13 protein-coding genes and 2 pseudogenes are annotated in these 17,065 nt (G+C 54.3%); 5 read left to right on the top strand and 10 right to left on the bottom strand.

The genetic code is table 11. The annotated features are described in order from the left end of the window. Positions 1–19: 19 nt before the first annotated feature. The 3 genes and pseudogenes from HZS80_RS19680 to HZS80_RS19670 form a co-directional block, all read right to left on the bottom strand. On the bottom strand, positions 20–2,719 hold the full coding sequence (locus tag HZS80_RS19680) for a cation-translocating P-type ATPase (RefSeq protein WP_179917055.1): 2,700 nt from the start codon (positions 2,717–2,719) through the stop codon (positions 20–22). Next, on the bottom strand, positions 2,608–3,342 hold the full coding sequence (gene pgk, locus HZS80_RS19675; RefSeq protein ID WP_281372625.1) for a phosphoglycerate kinase: 735 nt from the start codon (positions 3,340–3,342) through the stop codon (positions 2,608–2,610). Before pgk ends, HZS80_RS19680 begins: the two co-directional genes overlap by 112 nt. 16 nt (positions 3,343–3,358) lie before the next feature. Continuing rightward, positions 3,359–3,667 (bottom strand): annotated as a pseudogene (locus tag HZS80_RS19670) (IS66 family transposase); the annotation flags it as partial. A gap of 111 nt (positions 3,668–3,778) precedes the next feature. Here HZS80_RS19670 and HZS80_RS19665 point away from each other — a divergent pair. Beyond that, positions 3,779–4,895: pseudogene (locus HZS80_RS19665) on the top strand (IS3 family transposase). Between the two features lie 140 nt (positions 4,896–5,035). On the opposite strand, the gene HZS80_RS19660 reads toward HZS80_RS19665, so the two are convergent. The 3 genes from HZS80_RS19660 to HZS80_RS19650 all read right to left on the bottom strand — a co-directional run bounded on the left by HZS80_RS19660 (position 5,036) and on the right by HZS80_RS19650 (position 6,267). Continuing rightward, a complete protein-coding gene (locus HZS80_RS19660; protein WP_007111402.1) occupies positions 5,036–5,242 on the bottom strand; it encodes a cold-shock protein in 207 nt (68 codons plus the stop codon). Positions 5,243–5,497: 255 nt separating this feature from the next. Then, positions 5,498–5,713 carry a TIGR02450 family Trp-rich protein gene (locus HZS80_RS19655; RefSeq protein ID WP_035563866.1) on the bottom strand — a complete coding sequence of 72 codons (216 nt, stop codon included), beginning with the start codon at positions 5,711–5,713 and terminating at the stop codon, positions 5,498–5,500. A gap of 65 nt (positions 5,714–5,778) precedes the next feature. Continuing rightward, positions 5,779–6,267, bottom strand: a complete 489-nt coding sequence (locus HZS80_RS19650; RefSeq protein ID WP_179917053.1) for a DUF6438 domain-containing protein — start codon at positions 6,265–6,267, stop codon at positions 5,779–5,781. Positions 6,268–6,607: 340 nt separating this feature from the next. On the opposite strand from HZS80_RS19650, the gene HZS80_RS19645 reads away from it, so the two are divergent. After that, complete coding sequence (locus HZS80_RS19645) at positions 6,608–7,870, top strand: dicarboxylate/amino acid:cation symporter (RefSeq protein WP_179917052.1); 1,263 nt, start codon at positions 6,608–6,610, stop codon at positions 7,868–7,870. Positions 7,871–7,919: 49 nt separating this feature from the next. After that, on the top strand, positions 7,920–8,423 hold the full coding sequence (locus HZS80_RS19640) for a nucleoside deaminase (RefSeq protein ID WP_179917051.1): 504 nt from the start codon (positions 7,920–7,922) through the stop codon (positions 8,421–8,423). A 40-nt stretch (positions 8,424–8,463) separates the two neighbouring features. On the opposite strand, the gene HZS80_RS19635 is transcribed toward HZS80_RS19640, so the two are convergent. Continuing rightward, entirely contained in the window at positions 8,464–8,637 is a 174-nt protein-coding gene (locus HZS80_RS19635; protein ID WP_035538925.1) for a YqaE/Pmp3 family membrane protein, read from the bottom strand. 153 nt (positions 8,638–8,790) lie between these two features. On the opposite strand from HZS80_RS19635, the gene HZS80_RS19630 reads away from it, so the two are divergent. Continuing rightward, positions 8,791–10,857: a TonB-dependent receptor family protein gene (locus tag HZS80_RS19630; RefSeq protein ID WP_179917050.1), complete on the top strand. Its 2,067-nt coding sequence runs from the start codon at positions 8,791–8,793 to the stop codon at positions 10,855–10,857. 72 nt (positions 10,858–10,929) lie between these two features. Here the strand turns inward: HZS80_RS19630 and HZS80_RS19625 are convergent, their stop codons facing one another. The 3 genes from HZS80_RS19625 to HZS80_RS19615 all read right to left on the bottom strand — a co-directional run bounded on the left by HZS80_RS19625 (position 10,930) and on the right by HZS80_RS19615 (position 15,390). Then, positions 10,930–13,476: a glucose/quinate/shikimate family membrane-bound PQQ-dependent dehydrogenase gene (locus HZS80_RS19625; protein ID WP_179917049.1), complete on the bottom strand. Its 2,547-nt coding sequence runs from the start codon at positions 13,474–13,476 to the stop codon at positions 10,930–10,932. Between the two features lie 269 nt (positions 13,477–13,745). Next, on the bottom strand, positions 13,746–14,750 hold the full coding sequence (locus HZS80_RS19620; protein ID WP_179917048.1) for an NADP-dependent oxidoreductase: 1,005 nt from the start codon (positions 14,748–14,750) through the stop codon (positions 13,746–13,748). A gap of 259 nt (positions 14,751–15,009) precedes the next feature. Continuing rightward, positions 15,010–15,390 carry a septal ring lytic transglycosylase RlpA family protein gene (locus tag HZS80_RS19615; protein WP_176303323.1) on the bottom strand — a complete coding sequence of 127 codons (381 nt, stop codon included), beginning with the start codon at positions 15,388–15,390 and terminating at the stop codon, positions 15,010–15,012. Between the two features lie 325 nt (positions 15,391–15,715). Between HZS80_RS19615 and HZS80_RS19610 the strand changes: the two genes are divergently transcribed. Next, on the top strand, positions 15,716–16,840 hold the full coding sequence (locus HZS80_RS19610; RefSeq protein WP_179917047.1) for a hypothetical protein: 1,125 nt from the start codon (positions 15,716–15,718) through the stop codon (positions 16,838–16,840). Positions 16,841–17,065: the final 225 nt, after the last annotated feature.

Below are 17,065 nucleotides of genomic sequence, written 5' to 3'. Positions count from 1 at the left end.
TGAAGTGACGAAGAACCTTTTATCCAGACATCCGGCGCCGCTGTATCTCCCGAACTGTTTGTCCCACCAGCAGGGGAATGACACTCATTGCCAGAATCAGAAGCCAGGGCTGCCAGCCTAGGGGCTGGGTTCGGAGCAGGCCAGATAGCAACGGTAGGTATACCGCGGCCGCCAGCAACACGACGCACATTGCCAGCGCTCCCCATACCCAAGGATTGCGCGTTATCTCATTGCGCAGAATAGGGGATTTCGGGCTCCGCAGAACGAATGTAAACCAGAGCTTGCCGAAGGCCAGAGTCAGAAAAGAAACCGTTACCGCTTCCAGTTCCGTCAACCCCAGCCAGTGGTCTGCCAGCAGCAGAGCGACCAGCACACACGCTGCCATCAAGGCAGCAAATCCCGTGATTTCAGTCCAGTGGGCCCGGGTCAGCACGGATTCCCGGGGGCTGCGGGGTGGGTCTTCCATCTCATTTCCGCTGGCCGGCCCCAGCCCCAGAGCGAGAGCCGGAAACACATCGGTGAGCACATTGAGATAAAGAATCTGCAGAGGAAGCAGCGGCAGAGGCCACCCGGCGCCGATGGCTATGGCAACCGCCAGCACTTCGGCCACATTGGTGGTGAGCATGAATATGACGGATTTGCGGATGTTGCCGAAAATGACCCTTCCCTGTCGCACCGCCGCCACGATAGTTTCAAAGGCGTCATCTTTCAGCACCATGTCAGCGACCTGCCTGGCCGCCTCAGTGCCCCGTTTGCCCATGGCAATGCCGATGTCCGCCTTTTTCAGAGCGGGGGCGTCATTGACGCCGTCACCGGTCATTGCCACGATCTCGCCCCGATTCTGATAAATAGTCACCAGATCGAGCTTCTGCTCAGGGCTCACCCTCGCAAAGATGTTGGCACGGTAGATCTTCTCCTGCTGGTCCTCGTCGATATCGTCGGGGGAACCGATATCGCGTCCCAGCATGCCGATGGTCTCCGGGTCATCCTTGCCCCCGACAATCCCCACGGCCCGGGCGATCGCTGTGGCGGTCTCTATTTGATCGCCGGTCACCATCTCCACCCGGATACCCGCCGCTTGACAGGTGTCTATCGCCTTTTTGACGTTTTCGCGGGGTGGGTCAAGCAACCCGGTAAGGCCGAGGAAGCACAGATCTTCATAGGGATCGGAATCCTTGGTTTCCGCCCTTTTCTCGGCCATTGCCAGAAGTCGCATACCCTCGCTTGCCAGTTGGCTGGCGCGTTCTACCCATTGGCTGCGTGTCTCGTCATCCAATGGCTTGGTGCCGTCATCTGTCATGATGTCGGTGCAGACATCCAGCACCGCCTCGGGAGCGCCTTTCACCGCCACGTAATACTGGCCCTCATCGCGGTGAAAGGTGGCCATCTTCTTGAGCCGGGGCTCGAATTGTTCCACCCGGGCCTCGGGTCGCTCTTCCAGCAACGATTCCCGTTCCAGCCCCAGGTCTTTTCCTCCCGCCAGCAGCGCGACTTCAGTGGGATCGCCGCGGGGATTGTCCTCTCCCTGTTGCTGATCGAGGGAGGCACCATTACAGAGCAGGCCCACCTCCAGGACACGGCGAATCCCCTCCTTGTCTTCCAGCGCCTCGCCAGTGCCGGTTTCCTCCAGCACGAGATCGCCATTGGGGGTGACGATTTTGTGTAGCCACATCCGGTTTTCCGTCAGCGTGCCGGTCTTGTCCGAAAAGATCACCCGGGTTGCCCCCAGCGTTTCCACCGCAGTGAGTTGGTTTACCAGCGCGTTGCGGGCCGCCATCAGGTACATGCCGCGGGCGAGGGCAATGGTGGCGACGATAGGAAGGCCTTCAGGAATGGCAGCCACACCAAGGGCCAACGCCGTCTCGATCACCAGCGCGGCCTGTTGCTCCCGCACCAGAAAACCTATCGCGGCGACCACGATGGCAATAAGAACGGTTAATATGGCGAGGCGGCGCCCCAGTTGATCCAGCCGCTGCTGCAATGGTGTAACGGTTCCCTCAGCCGATTCCGCAAGCGCCGACACCCGGCCCAGTTCCGTCTCCGAGCCAGTTGCCGCTGCAACACCCACTGCAGTACCGTCGGCGATGCTGGTGCCCTTGTAGAGCATGTTGTTGCGATCGGCGAGGTCAGTATCCGAGGCCAGGGTATCGGTCAGTTTGCTCACCGCAACTGACTCACCGGTAAGCGGTGCTTCGTTGACTCTCAGGTGTTCCGCTTCCAGCAACCGCAGATCGGCGGGGACCAGGTCGCCGGCCTCCAGCAGTACAATATCGCCTGGCACGATTTCCGATGCGGCAGTCTCCCGCTCGCTGCCTTCCCGGCGCACCCGGGTCATGTGTTCTCCCAATCGGCGCAGGGCGGCCATGGATCGTACCGCCTTCCATTCGCTTACAAAGCCAATAGTGGTATTGACCAGCAGCACCGCCAGGACGGCAAATCCTTCCGGCAGGCGGCCGGTGGCAAACGCCAGAACGGCGGCGCCGCCCAGCAGGTAGATAACGATACTCTGAAACTGTCCCAGAAGAATCCGCCACCAGGGCTGGCTTTGGGCCACCCGTAGCTGATTCGGGCCGTAGCGCTTCAATCGCTCCTGGGCCTCATCCTCCGTCAATCCATTTTTCTTCCGGACGCCGAATTCCGCCAGAGCGTCTTCGACGTCGACGGCGTGCCACGAGTTTTTTTCGGGAGAGTCCCTTCTCTTTCCGCTTTTCGAACCCACTGGAAACTTCCTCTAAAGACCGGTCTAGTTCGGTGCTGGCCTTCAGGCCCCGTATTTTTGTAGTGGCCGGCGTGGGCCAGCGCCAGGGTAATAAGATGTTTTACCGGCAGGTGACCAAGCCCGCCGCCAGCACAGGCAGTTTCGTCGAAGACCTCGACGCTGTCCACCCGGCAGGTGTTCGCGCGGATCAGAACCGGTACCGGATGCCAGCTGTGGCATGCCATGGCGCTGGGAGTGCTGTGATCTCCCGTTACCACAATGACATCCAGTTGCAGTTCCATCATCCGGGGAATTGCGCGGTCCAGTTTCTCGATGGCGGCCACCTTGCCGTCGAAGTCGCCATCCGGCCCGATGTCCATCCTCATCCAGTTGCCGATGATTTCTCTGCCTGTACGTGTCTCTTTCTCCATACCCATGACATGGTCTGTGGGCAGAAGCAGTTTGTCACCGGCCTTCTCGAGAATCTCACAGGCCCGCAGGAACGTATAGGCCATCGCACCGCCAATCAAAACCTGCTCGGCGCGGCCGATGAGGGCATTGATAGCTTCGAGCTTGTCCGCTATTTTGGCGCCGCCGAAAACTGCCACCAACGGGCGCTGTGGGTTATTGATAACGTTGTCCAGGGCGTAACTATTCAGCTCACGCAGCCTGATTCAGGGTGTCCTGTCGCATGAAGTCCGGCACTTCACCAGCAAATAGCTGCTCCAGTGCGGTATGCGCCGCCACCCCTTGCTTGACCGCAGTCGAGAGGACGCTGCGCATCCGGCATAAAATCTCGGCGGCCTCCCGGGCGCGAAAACAGCACGAGATTTTATGCTGAACCTTGGTCATTCGCAGATCACGCTCCCCCAGGTTGTTGGTGAAGGGAGCTACAGGGGCGTCGAGGAAGCGCAACACGTCATCCTCATAAGCCTGGAGGCGTTCCAGCAGGTTGCGCGACGTGGTGCGAATTACACAGCGCGTGCCGGCATTCCGAGTAACGGTAGTAGGGCCGACGTCACCCCCAGATTGAGTAGCGCTACACTTTAGAGTCTGATCCTATGCGTAAGGAGATTGGATATGAAGAAGCGTTTCAGCGAAGAGCAGACCATTGGTTTCCTGGGCGAAGCAGAAGCGGGACTGCCCATTAAGGATCTATCCCGTCGACACGGCTTCTCAGAAGCCAGTTACTATTTATGGCGCAGCAAGTTTGGCGGCATGAGAGTCCCTGAGGCCAAGCGACTTAAAGAACTCGAAACTGAAAATACGCGATTAAAAAAGCTGCTCGCCGAATTACTACTGGAAATGGAGGTCACACGCGAGGCGCTGAGAAAAAAGTGGTGAGCGCCCCTGCACGCCGAGATGAGGTGCGTTTCATGGTGACACGTGGTCTGAGTGAGCGCCGAGCGCTCCGTGTCCTTCGTATGAGTGCCAGTGCATTGCGCTATCAATCGGCGCCTGACCGCAATGGGCCATTGCGTGAACGCATTGTTGCCTTGGCAAATCGACATCGTCGCTACGGCGCTGGCATGATCTATCTGAAGCTGCGTCAAGCCGGTGAACAGGTCAGTTATAAGCGCGTCGAGCGCCTCTACGCAGCTACTCGGTTGCAGGTAAAACGCCGCAAGCGTAAGACGGTTCCCACGTCTGAGCGTAAGCCACTAGGCCGCCCTGGTGCCGCCAATCAAGTCTGGTCAATGGATTTTGTGTTTGACCGTACGGCGGAAGGGCGCGTTATCAAGAACCTCACCGTTATCGACGACGCTACCCATGAAGCTGTGGCTATCGTGCCTGACCGTGCCATTGGCGGACTGTCGTTAACACGGATACTGGATCATCTGGCTATACAACGTGGCCTACCTAGCGCCATTCGTACTATGGCAAGGAATTCTGCGGGCGTGCCATGCTGACATGGGCACATCTACGTGGCGTTGTCCTGTTTTTAATCGAACCTGGAAAACCCAACCAAAACGCCTACATCGAATCGTTCAATGGGCGCTTTCGGGATGAATGTCTAAATAAGCATTGGTTCACCAACCTTCATCACGCGAGGGTCATCATCGAGGCGTGGCGACGGGAATACAACGAGGAAGGACCGAAGAAGGGACTGGGAGGGTTAACGCCTTCCGCCTATGCTGCGCAACTTGCGTTAAAAAACGATAGAGTAACTTCAGACTCTAAACCCGGATGCATCTGAAGATGGGGTGACGTCGTCTGCTCTAAACGCTCAGTTTTAATATGCCCAAACGCAACAAGGCCCGCATAAGCGGGCCCTGTTATCCGAACCTTGGAAGGTTCGAGCAAATTCTAAAGCGTTAAGCCTTGAGAGGCTTGGACTTAGGAAATTTGCTTGATGTTTGAAGCTTGAAGGCCTTTCTTGCCCTGGGTAACGTCAAAAGAAACGTTAGCGCCTTCTTGCAGGGTTTTGAAGCCGTCTGCTTGAATTTCAGAGAAATGGGCAAACAGGTCATCGCCGCCGTCAGAAGGAGCAATAAAACCGAAGCCTTTAGTATCGTTGAACCACTTAACTGTGCCAGTAGACATAGTAAAAATCCTTTCGCGCAATGCGCTTTGTAAAGTTCCTGGTATCACCCAGATTAATAGCGGATAAAACAAGGAATACAATTACAGTCTTGCCGAAAGATTTTGTACACGTCTATCTCGTACATTTCTAAATCTTTTTCGTACACTTCTGAAACCATGCTTGCTTGCTAACCAACTGTCGCTACAGTGTCATGAATTGTAGCTCGTGTCAAACCCTTTGTTGATTATCTTACCTTTGCGCTTACTATAATGCCTCTATTGCCAGCCCACTTTCCACACGCTGTCATCTTTTAAGCTTTGCCACGGCACAATGAGCTCGCGATGAGTATAAATAGCCTCAAGCACGACCTCTACTACGTTCTCTTCTTCATCGCGCAGCAACTGGGTAACCATAAAGTGCTTCTCTTTATTGCTTGGCTGTGCAGCCGTCCATTTGCTGTGGTGTAGCTTACTCGGATTGATCGTATGCATTGGCGCTCCTTGACAAAGATATCGCGTGTTAGCTGCCATCAGTGATTATGCACTGACTATTACACTTACTGTTGTACCCAATTTTCAATGCCAAGCTCTGCATTGAGGCTCCTTAGAATCTCAGTTCGTTCGCGACCGTTTTCAGAGTGACAGCCCGTATCGTGTTCAAGCACCGCTTGTGCGCCATCCTGGTTAACCCAGGTCACTGTGTAGTGTGGCAGGTCGGAGGCGCGGGGTTCGCAATCAAGAGTTTGCTGCGTTGTGCCCATGTCGGGTTGCATGGCAGCTAGTCGCTCTTGTAGCGAATGAAAAACAGTCATATTGCCTGCCTGAGTGTGCTCACCTTCCACGGCAGTGTGACGTCCACCTGTGTAGCGGGTTGTACCATCCGCCTCAACCGTAACGCTATAGACAGGGCAGGTACCGTAGCAAGGGCCTACTTCATAACGGATTTCAGCTAGGCTATTTTCGCTGGTCGTGGCGGAATGTTGCGCGCAGCCCGCTGTCATTAGCGCCAATGTGGATACCGTTAAACAGGTGATAGAAAATCGCATGCGAAAACTCCTTTTCTTGTAAAGATAATCTGACTTGATACGTTAGTTGCAAAGGGCTTCATTAGTGCCAGCAATACCTCAATGCTTGAATGAGGGTATTTAACGCCATCGGTTTCCATAAAGTAATCGCTAAATTAACAAACATGCACAAGGCTGTGCGTGTTTGAGGAGGCTGCACTCTATAAAAAGCCAACGGGCCTTCGACAGTGATAGGGGCTGTTTCTCCCGCCTTCCTCTCTTGTCGATATCGCTGTGCCACACTAATAGAATGAGATGTATAAGTGGGGTACATGCTTCTCAAATTAGACCTGCTCACACATGCAAACCTATAGGGACTTAAATGACTCGCATATGGAAAGCCTATTCACAGGCGTCGTTGATTTTACGCGTCACCATCGCACTGGTGCTGGGCGTTTTGGTCGGGTTGATGGGTGGTGAGCCGGTAGCGGTCTGGTTGGCGCCACTGGGCGATATACTACTTCGGCTGCTTACTTTTCTGATTGTTCCGATTGTGCTGTTTACGCTGATGGTGGGGGTGAATCAGTCAAGGGAAGGCAGTGCAGGACGTATTGGCGGCAAGGTATTCGGCTACTATTTAGCGTCATCAGCATTAGCGATCACGGTGGGTTTAATCATCGCTACCCTGTTTAACCCAGGTAGCGGAATGAGGCTGGACGAACAGGCTAGTTTCTCGGTGCCCGACAACCCCGGTGTGGTCGATACGCTACTTAATATCGTGCCTAATAACATCATTGGTGCATTCGCCGAGCTCAATATGCTGGGTATTATTTTTACGGCGCTGGTGTTCGGCATCGCCTTGTTAAAAATGCGTCAATCGGAACACCAGCAGGCGATGGGCGAACGTTTGTATGAGGTGATTGAAGCGCTCAATGAGGTCACCTTAAAAGTGATGTCTGGCGTCTTGCACTACGTGCCCATCGGCGTGTTTGCGATTGTCGCCGAAACGGTAAGCCAGCAGGGGTTGGAAACGTTGCTATCGTTGGGCGATATGGTGGTGGTGCTGTATATCGCACTCGCCGCTCATTTGCTGATTTATTGCGGCATCATGCGGCTGTTTGGTGTGAAGTTACGCACTTTCTTTCGTGAGGCCCGCACGCCGATGGCGACAGCATTTGCGACCCAAAGTAGTTCGGGAACATTACCACTCACCATTAATGCGGCCCACCGTTTAGGGATTTCCAAAAGTATCTACGGCTTCAGTCTGCCATTAGGCGCTACGTTAAATATGGATGGTGCGGCGATTCGTATCGCCATTTCGGCGGTCTTTGCGGCCAATGTGATTGGCGCACCGCTGGATTTCATTAGCATGGTGCAGATAGTGCTGATTGGCACGTTGGTGTCGGTGGGTACCGCAGGCGTGCCAGGCGCGGGAATCATTATGATCGCCACGGTGTTTGCTCAAGTGGGGCTGCCAATAGAGACGGTTGCGCTGCTTACCGCTATCGATGCACTGGTGGGAATGGGAGCTACGGCGCTTAACGTGACAGGCGATTTAGTGGGTACCTCCGTTATCGCTCAAAGCGAAGGCGAAGCGTTGAAAGAGACGCCTCTGGAAGATACGCCTGCAACGGCAAAGGTGTAGTAAGAAAGGGGTAGTAAGTCAGCGCTGTTGATTTAAAGGAGAACTCGCGATGAATGATCGAGAACTCATCTATCTGAGACGTGCCATTGAACTGGCTGAAGAGGCCCTTGAGGCGGGCGATGAGCCCTTTGGGAGTGTGCTAGTAAGTGCTGACGGTGACGTGTTGGCAGAGGACCGTAACCGCATTGCCGGTGGTGACTCCACCCAACACCCGGAGTTTGCTCTGGCACGCTGGGCAGCACAGCATATGACGCCAGAAGCGCGAGCAGCGGCGTCTGTCTATACTTCAGGCGAACATTGCCCCATGTGCGCTGCTGCTCATGGCTGGGTAGGGCTGGGGCGCATTGTTTATGCGAGCTCATCAGAGCAGCTAAGTGAATGGCTAGCGGATTTAGGGGTTGGGCCGCCACCTGTTGCCACTTTGCCTATTCAAAAGGTGGTACCCGGGCTGAAGGTAGAAGGCCCTATTCCAGAGCTTGATGAGAGCGTGCATGCATTGCATCAGCGTCGACACGCCTTAGTTAATGTCACAAAAAAGCCGCCTAAGCGTTAGCTTAGGCGGCGTCATACTCAACAAACAGCTTCATTAAATGCTAGTGCTTCAATATCACATAAAACGCATGAATGATGCCCGGAATGAAGCCAAATAGCGTTAGGATAATGTTCAGCCAGAAATGCCCTTTAAAACCGACCTCAAAAAATACGCCGAGTGGGGGAAGTATAACGGCAAAAATCATCTTAATTGGATCAGTCGCTGTAAACGCCATGAAGCCTCCTTTGCTTTCAGGGGTGTAACTTGTACAAGTGTAGGCACTGTCGGAAGTTTTATCCAGGCCTTGGTGAACAAGCTGAGACTAACCCAATAGAAAATCGTTCATTTACACTTTTAATTTCCACTAACACTATCTGGGAGGGACCCCATGCCCAACATAATATTAAAATTCACCACCGCATCTTTAGGGGTGTTGAGCTGCTTTGTAGCAAGTCAAAGCTGGGCTCAAGAGAGCCCAGCGAATAACACTAACCTGTCCACCATGGAGGTGACCGCGCCTCGTTTGGCGCGTGAGCTATATGATACGCCCGCGGCGGTTTCCACCATTGACCGCGAAGCCATTGCGCAAGGTCAGCAGCGCGCGCGATTGGATGAGTCGCTGGTGCGAGTACCGGGTGTTTTTCTGCAGAACCGCGATAACTTCGCCCAGGGCCAGCGCATTTCCATCCGCGGTTTTGGTGCTCGCGCGCCGTTTGGCGTGCGCGGTATTACCGTGATGGTCGATGGTATTCCCTACACGCTGCCGGACGGTCAGGCGCAGTTAGATGCCATTGATCTGGACAGCGCTGAGCGTATTGAAGTCATCCGTGGGCCTTCTTCGGTGCTTTATGGCAATGCGGCGGGCGGGGTGATTGATATCACCACCGCAAATGGGCGCGATAACCCTGGTTCGAGCGTGCGTACCGAGGTGGGAAGCGATGGCTACCGTAAGGCGGTCGTGCAAACCGGTGGCGCCCAAGGGGATTGGTCGCACCATGTGAGCTTTTCAGCGCTTAATGTCGATGGCTATCGAGAGCAGAGCTCCACGGAAAAGTACCTGTTGAATGCCAAACTACGCCGCGAGTTAGGCAGCGACCGTGCGTTAACCGCGATTATCAATCTGCTCGATAACCCCCGCTCTGAAGATCCCGGTGCGCTGAATGCAAGTGAGGTGGCGAGTGGCCGCGATCAGGCAGCGCCGAACTCCCTGGCGCTGGATGCCGGTCAGAACGTTGATCAACAGCTCCTCGGCTTACAGTACGAAGATTTGTCCGCAGGCCCTGGCGAGTTCTACTTAAAAGGCTTTATCTCCCAACGCGATTTTGAGCAGCAACTGCCCTACGTAGGTGACAGCCGCATCGGCTACCAGCGTGATTACCTGGGCGCGAGCGCCGAGTATCACCATGAGGTCAGCCTGGGCAGCCTACCGCTGAGCTATATCACCGGTGTGGATGTGGCTCGCCAAGACGACGAGCGCTTTAGGAACGATGTCAATCCGCAGGGTGTTGTTGGTGAGCAACTGGCGGAAGAGACCCAAACGGCAACCTCGGCTGGGGTGTTTGCTCAAGGTGATTTGGCTTTAACCGAGCAGGTCACGCTTTCGCTTGGCGCTCGCTTTGATCGGGTGGAGTTGGAAGTAGATGATCGCTATCAGAGCGATGGTGATCAAAGCGGCGAGCAAACCTTTAATGAGTGGAGCGGCTCGGCGGGGCTTAGCTACCGCTATCGCCCACAGCATCAGGCGTATATCAACACCGGCACCGCCTTTGAAACCCCAACGTTCTCAGAGTTTGCTAACCCAGCGGGCGGCGGTTTTAACCCGGCGGTTGAGCCACAAAAAGCGTGGAACCGCGAGGTGGGGTTGCGTGGCTATGTGGGGCCACTCGCAATGGATTATGACTTGGCGCTGTTTTCAGTACGCGTGCGCGATGAGCTAGTCCCTTACGAAGAGGAAAATGGGGGGCGCACGCTCTACCAGAACGCGGGTGATACTGATCGTGACGGTATCGAGTTGGCGCTCGGTTGGCAGTTAGCCGACCAGTGGCGGTTGGATAGCGCCCTGACGCTGGCGCGCTATGAATTTGATCAATTTGCCACACCAACGGAAAGCTTTGGCGGCAACCGCATCCCCGGCTTACCTGAACAGACCTGGTTCAACCAGCTAACCTGGGAAGGAGTTGATGAACGCTTTGCGACCCTGGAAACCCAATACGTGGGTGACTTGGTGGCGGACAATGCCAATGAAACCGAGGTCGATAGCTACTGGCTGGTCAATCTGCGTGTGGGAGATGGTTGGCAGTTGGGCAGCGATACGCGGCTAAATGCCTATGTGGGCGTGCGCAACCTATTAGATGAAGAGCATTATTCCAATGTGCGCTTGAACGGCACTTTTGGTCGTTTCTATGAATCTGCTCCTGGACGCAGCGTTTATGGCGGATTAGAAGTGCGTTTCTAAACGCTGCATAAATAAAAACGGGCGGCCCATTGGGTCGCCCGTTTTCGTTGGTGGGTCTATTAGTTCGATCGGTTATTCAGGCAGCGCGTAGCCAATCACATAGTCACCCATTTTGGTGCCAAAGGTGCCGTGACCCCCTGCCGTGACCACGACGTACTGACGACCATCTTCGCCGGTGTAGGTCATGGGTGTGGCTTGACCACCTGCTGGCAGGCGCGCTTTATACACTTCCTCGCCAGAGGTGATGTCGTAGCCACGCAGGTACTGATCTAGCGTGCCGCTCAGAAACGATACACCGCCCGCAGTGGTGATCGGGCCGCCGAGTGCGGGAACACCGACATTCAGCCCAATCGGCAGGTCGAACGGCATGCTGTCGCGTGTCGTGCCATTACGGTGTTTCCATACCACTTCTGCGCTTTGTAGATCGATACCGGCCACATCACCCCAGGAGGGTGCTTGGCAGGGCAGCCCTAGCACGGAAAGCAGTGGGCCAAGCTCAACGGCATAGGGGGCGCCTGCATTAGGCTGCAACCCCTGTTCGCTGGCCGAGCCTTGGCCTTCTTCTACCTCTTCGCGAGGTACCAGGGTGGAGACGAATGCCAGGTATTTAGCACCGGTAAACAACGCTTGACGCTCAGGATCAACAGCGACGCCACCCCAGTTCATTACCCCGACATTGCCCGGATAAACAATACTGCCTTCCAGCGAAGGCGGCGTGTACTGGCCTTCATAACGCAACGAGTTGAACTGAATGCGGCACATCATTTGGTCAAACGGTGACGCACCCCACATATCGCGTTCGGTGAGCGGGGGAGGCAGCAGGTTTAGCGCTGAGCGCGGCTGTGTTTCCGCTGTCCAGTCGCCTTCAACAGCGCCTTGCGGAGCAGGCACCTCTTCGATGGGCACAATCGGCTCACCGGTTTCACGGTTCAAAACGTAAAGGCTGCCTTGCTTGGTCGGCTGAATCACCGCGGGCTGGGTGCCTTCATTTGTGGCCAGGTCAATCAGCACCGGTTGGGCGGGTGTGTCCATATCCCATAAGTCGTGATGGACAAACTGATAAACCCATTCCACTTGGCCATCTGCCAAGTTAAGTGCCACCAAGCCTGCGCTATAGGTTTCATCGTTTTCGCTACGGTTAGCGCCATACTGGTCAGGCGTCGCGTTGCCCATGGGCAGGTAAACCATGCCGAGTTCTTCATCTACGCTAATCGGCGCCCATACGTTAGGCGAGTTACGGGTGTAGGTTTCGCCTTCAGCTAGTGGTTCGGTGTCATCGGGGTTACCGCTATCCCAGTTCCACACCAACTCGCCGGTATGCACGTCAAAAGCGCGAATGACGCCAGAAGGCTCATCAGTGGAGCTGTTGTCGGTAACGTGTCCACCAAGAATAACCAGATTTTCAGTTACTGTCGCAGGCGAGGTGGAGTAGTAACCACCAGGGTCGAAGTCGCCAATATTGTTGGTCAAGTCGACTTCACCATTCTCGCCAAAGTTGGCGCACCGTTCACCGGTGTCAGCATTCAGTGCAATTAAACGCGCATCAGCGGTGGGCAGGTAAAGCCTGCGTGGGCACATGACATCCGTTTCGCTAAGCATGGGCTGCGAGTTGCCTTCATTTTCAGCGCCAAACATCAAGGATAGGAAAGAGAGGTCGAGGCTGAAAATATCATTGTTATCGAAGATGTCGAAAGAGAGCGCTGTGTCACTCGTCGCGGCGCTATTGTTGCCGGCCTCGCTGTCATCCGCTGTTTCGCTAGTGTCTGAACCAGCGGCGTAATTAGCCGCATCGTAGTAGGCGAGGCCGCGGCAGGTCATATGCGCCCAGAGCGAGAAATCCTCGGCACCCAGCGTGCTCACCTCGGGGTCAAACTCCCACAATGTTTCCCCTGTTTCCGGGGAGAGCGCCATCGCGCGGCTGTGCGAGGTACAAATATATAGGCTGTCGTTTACTTTAAGCGGGGTATTCTGGTTGGTGATTTCGGGCGGCGCGCTGGGCCCCGCCACATCGCCGGTTTGAATGCGCCATACCTCTTCCAGTTCGCCGATGTTGTCAGGCGTAATCTGTTCAAGCGAGGAGTAGTGAGTGCCTGCGTTGGTGCCGCCATAGGCGGGCCAGTCGTCTCCCGCTACTTGCGCAGGGTTAACGGTGCTAGCCGCTTCGTTGGGGTTGGAAATCGTCCCTTCGATTCTGCCTGGGTCGCTTAACTGGCTCGCAATAGCCACCAAGATGGCAGCAATAATGCTACCTACCAATGCCAAGCTGCCGCCCCGTGAATGTAACGGTTTACGCCACCAGGGAAGCAGTAGAATAATTCCGATTAGACAGAGGATCGCAACGCGTGGCACCAACTGCCACCAGTCTAATCCGACTTCCCATAACGCCCATACAAGCGTCGCAAACAAGATAAGCGCATACAGCCAGAGCGCTGCTCCCCGGCGTATTGCCAGTAAAACACCGCTGGCGATAACGCCTATGCCGGTAATTAAGTAATAAGCACTGCCGCCTACGCTAAGCAGCTTGCCGCCGCCAATGGCCAAGGCAAGTCCCGCCGCCACTAGCAAAAGGCCAAGCAGTAATAGCGGCCATCTGCTGTGCGTACGTAAGTGTTCATCCATGAGGTAACCCCTATTTAACAACGAGTTAATGCCGCTTAGTAGTGGCTGCTAAGCGGCGATTCAGCAGTGAGCCTTAACCCATCAGCAATGCCGATGGGTTAAAACACATCTCAACAGCTAATCGATTTTAATAATCAATTCGCTTTTGGTCTAATGATTTCTGGTAGGTAAGCATGAACAGTGATCAATAAAAAAGCCGCACTATCAACGTAGCGCGGCTTTTGGGGTGTGGGGTAGTGAGCACCTGTAAGTTTAATCTAACGCAACGATTAGCTGTCTAGTTTGACCAGCATCTTACCGGTATTACCGCCCTCAAACAGTGCCAAGAAAGCCTCTGGGGTGCTCTCTAAACCCTCTTTCACGGTTTCTTTATAAGCCAGTTTGCCAGCGGCGACTTGCGGGGCCACTTCGTTTAGGAAGTAGGGATAGCTCGACCAGTGATCTGCCACGATAAAACCCTGCATCTTGGCTTTTCGTATCACCAGTTGCGAAAGGTTGCTGGGGCCGGGAGTGGGCTCTGCGGCGTTGTAATCGTCGATCATACCGCACACCGCGATTCTGGCGCCTTCATTTAACTGGCTGAGGGCAGCTTCCAGGCAAATGCCACCCACATTTTCATAATACACATCAATACCGTTGGGGCTTGCGAGCTTAATGGCGTCGCTTAATTCATGCGCATTGCGATCGCGATAGCTGACCGGTTCGACACCCAGTGATTCAAGCCAAGCGAGCTTATGAGCAGCACCCGCAATGCCCACTACATGACATCCTTTTGCTTTGGCTAACTGAACCGCCAACGAACCAACCGCACCGCTGGCCGCACTGACCAGAACGTTATCGCCCGGTTTGCACTCTGCAATCAAATTAAGACCGGTCCAGGCGGTCATGCCCGGCATGCCTAACACACCCAGGTAAGCCTGTTCAGGAACATCAAGGTCGGGTAATGGCGTCACCCCTTGGGCAGGCAGTTGGGCAATATCACGCCAGCCGCCCATGTGGCTGACGTTGTCACCTACTTTTAAGCTTGGATCATTGGACTCGATCACTTCACCAATGGCACCGCCTTCCATGGGTTTGCCGAGTTCAAAGGGGTCTACATAAGTGCGAACGCCATTCATGCGGCCCCGCATATAAGGGTCTACAGAGAGCCAGCGATTACGAATTCGCACTTCGCCGTCGGCTAGCTCAGGCAGCGTCTGCGTCTCCAGTTTAAACAGAGCGCGATCGGGTAGGCCGCGGGGATAATCGGTGAGCGTATAAAACTGTGACTGCATAAATGCCTCCTGCGAATAAATGGCGCTTTGAGCTATCTGTTTCAGCTACGCGCGTTAAACTCCTTGCAGCATAGAGACCATTAGCTTGCTTGCAAGTTCGCCATGCATGAGAAAGCGGTAAGAGATAAAGCACCTCAAAAGAAACAGGGCGACCATTGCTGGTCGCCCTGTATTTATAGAGTGGCACTATTTTGACTGGTTTACTGTCGCATTAATTAGGCTAAGGGGTATCACACACCAACCAAGAATGTGTTATCCGTTAATCCAACAGCGTTACCATAACCGGTGCTGTACCGCGGCGTAGCATGCCAAGCTTCACTGCCGCGCGTTTGGATAAATCAATAATGCGCCCTTTAACGAAGGGGCCGCGGTCATTGATCAATACTTCTACCTCTTGCCCCGTGTCCGGGCGCGTCACCAACACCTTCGTGCCAAACGGCAAACTAGGGTGGGCGGCTGTCAGTGCCTGCTGGTCAAAGGGCTCTCCACTCGCTGTGGTGGCTCCTTGAAAGCGGTCACTGTAAAAGGAGGCGACGCCTTCCTGTGTATCTGTTTCGTGTGCGAAAGCACTATTAGCAGCGCTACCAACTACTACCGCTGCCAAACAAATCGTTCGGATCAGTCGTTTTTGGGCTCCCATAGGAGTACCTCAGTTTTGCGTATTACGGATCCCGCATTCTTTGATGAGGTGCCGAGTAGGCCTTGCGATAGTACCCTTGTCGTTGCGGGTCAGCAAGCTTTGAGAAGATCGACGCAATTAGGTTCAATTTCAAGATTTTTTAATCGCAATGTTCGTGCCCTTGCGTTTCAGTGACTTATCAACCCAAGGGTTAAGTTAGTAAAAAGTCAGTTTTTTGCAATGCAGTATTTTTTATCAAACGCTCACTTGATTTCGTTAAGCATCTTATAATCACGTTTGCTTAATTTATTAATGATTGTCATTACAACTTAACAAGGGATCGTTCATGGCTAAATCAGCTTCGCTAGCGTTTATATTAGTGGCTTTTGGGGGCGCTGCCGTCGGCTTTTTCATCGCTCAGGCGTTGCCTCTAACTGAGGAGATGGCGGAAAAGGCGCCCACCGAAAACGCCGAAACGACTGATCAGCCAGCGGCCGCCGAGGCTATTGTAGGTTTGGAAAGGCTCGCTCTAGCGGAGCGCACACGCGGAGAAATAACCTCGGCGAGCGAACTGAACGGTAACGATGGCAGCCGCTTTATGCGCTATGCCATCGCCTTAGATGCGGGTGAGATTGTCGAAATCTCTCTCGACGGTGCCTTGCAGGGCGTCGTGGCTCTTTACGATGACCAGCTCCAGTTGCTCGATAATGCGCCTGTGGTGCGCCACCGTATCGAAGAAAGCGGTGATTATGTGGTGGTGGTGAGTGGTGCCGATGCTTATAGCTATGGCCCATTTACCATTGATAGCCGCAGCGTAGAGCTCACCGATGCTGACACGGTAACAATAGGCGAACCATTCGACAGCTGGTTGCAGGGCGATGCCGATGAAATAGCGCTGAACATAGAAGAGGCGGGTCTTTACCAGCTTGAAATGCGCTCTGATGATTTTGACCCCTATTTAGCCATAGAAGGACCCAATGGCTATACCCGTGAAGATGATGACAGCGCCGGTGATTTAGACGCTCGCATTGCCGATTTCTTTGAGCCCGGTGAATACACACTGACCGCGCGCAGTGCTTATGACGATGGCAATGGTGTTTATACCCTTTTCGTGGCGCCTCACGAATTACCGGGCGATGGCGAGCTGCGCAACGATGGGTCACTCACTGCCGATGGATCGCTCAGTGGTTGGTACAGCGGTGAACCACTGATCTATCAGTTGGAGCTGGAAGAGAGCTCGTTGGTTACCCTAGAAATGCGCTCCGCTGATTTCGATACATTGATTGAAATTAGTGGTCAAGGCGTTGCAGCCAGCGACGACGATGGCGCAGGGGGCACCGATTCCCGTCTTCAAGAGCAATTACTGCCTGGTATTTACACAGTAAGCGCAAGCGGTTTTAGCGCTACCGGTAGCGGTTTGTTCGAGTTAAATGTGGAAATGGAACCGACGGAAATTCCTCCTGAGCTGTAATCACTACCTCACTTATCCCGGTAAATCTATTTAAACCAGCTAGGCTGAAGAGGCATTGCCAAAAGCACGCATTGTGTCTGCTTTAGCACTGTTTACTGCAATTCAACCTGAATCCGTGAGACCGGCCCCCAGGAATGCTTCTAACCTACTGAACTGCATGGCAATATAGCGAATATCGCCATTCACCCAGACAGTGCCATGCCCAACGTCAAGTTCCGCGCCAGT

This window comes from Vreelandella glaciei, assembly GCF_013415125.1.
Classification (GTDB): Bacteria; Pseudomonadota; Gammaproteobacteria; order Pseudomonadales; family Halomonadaceae; genus Vreelandella; species Vreelandella glaciei.
The sequence above is the reverse complement of the archived record's forward strand: the minus strand, read 5'-3'. Positions and strand labels throughout refer to the sequence as shown.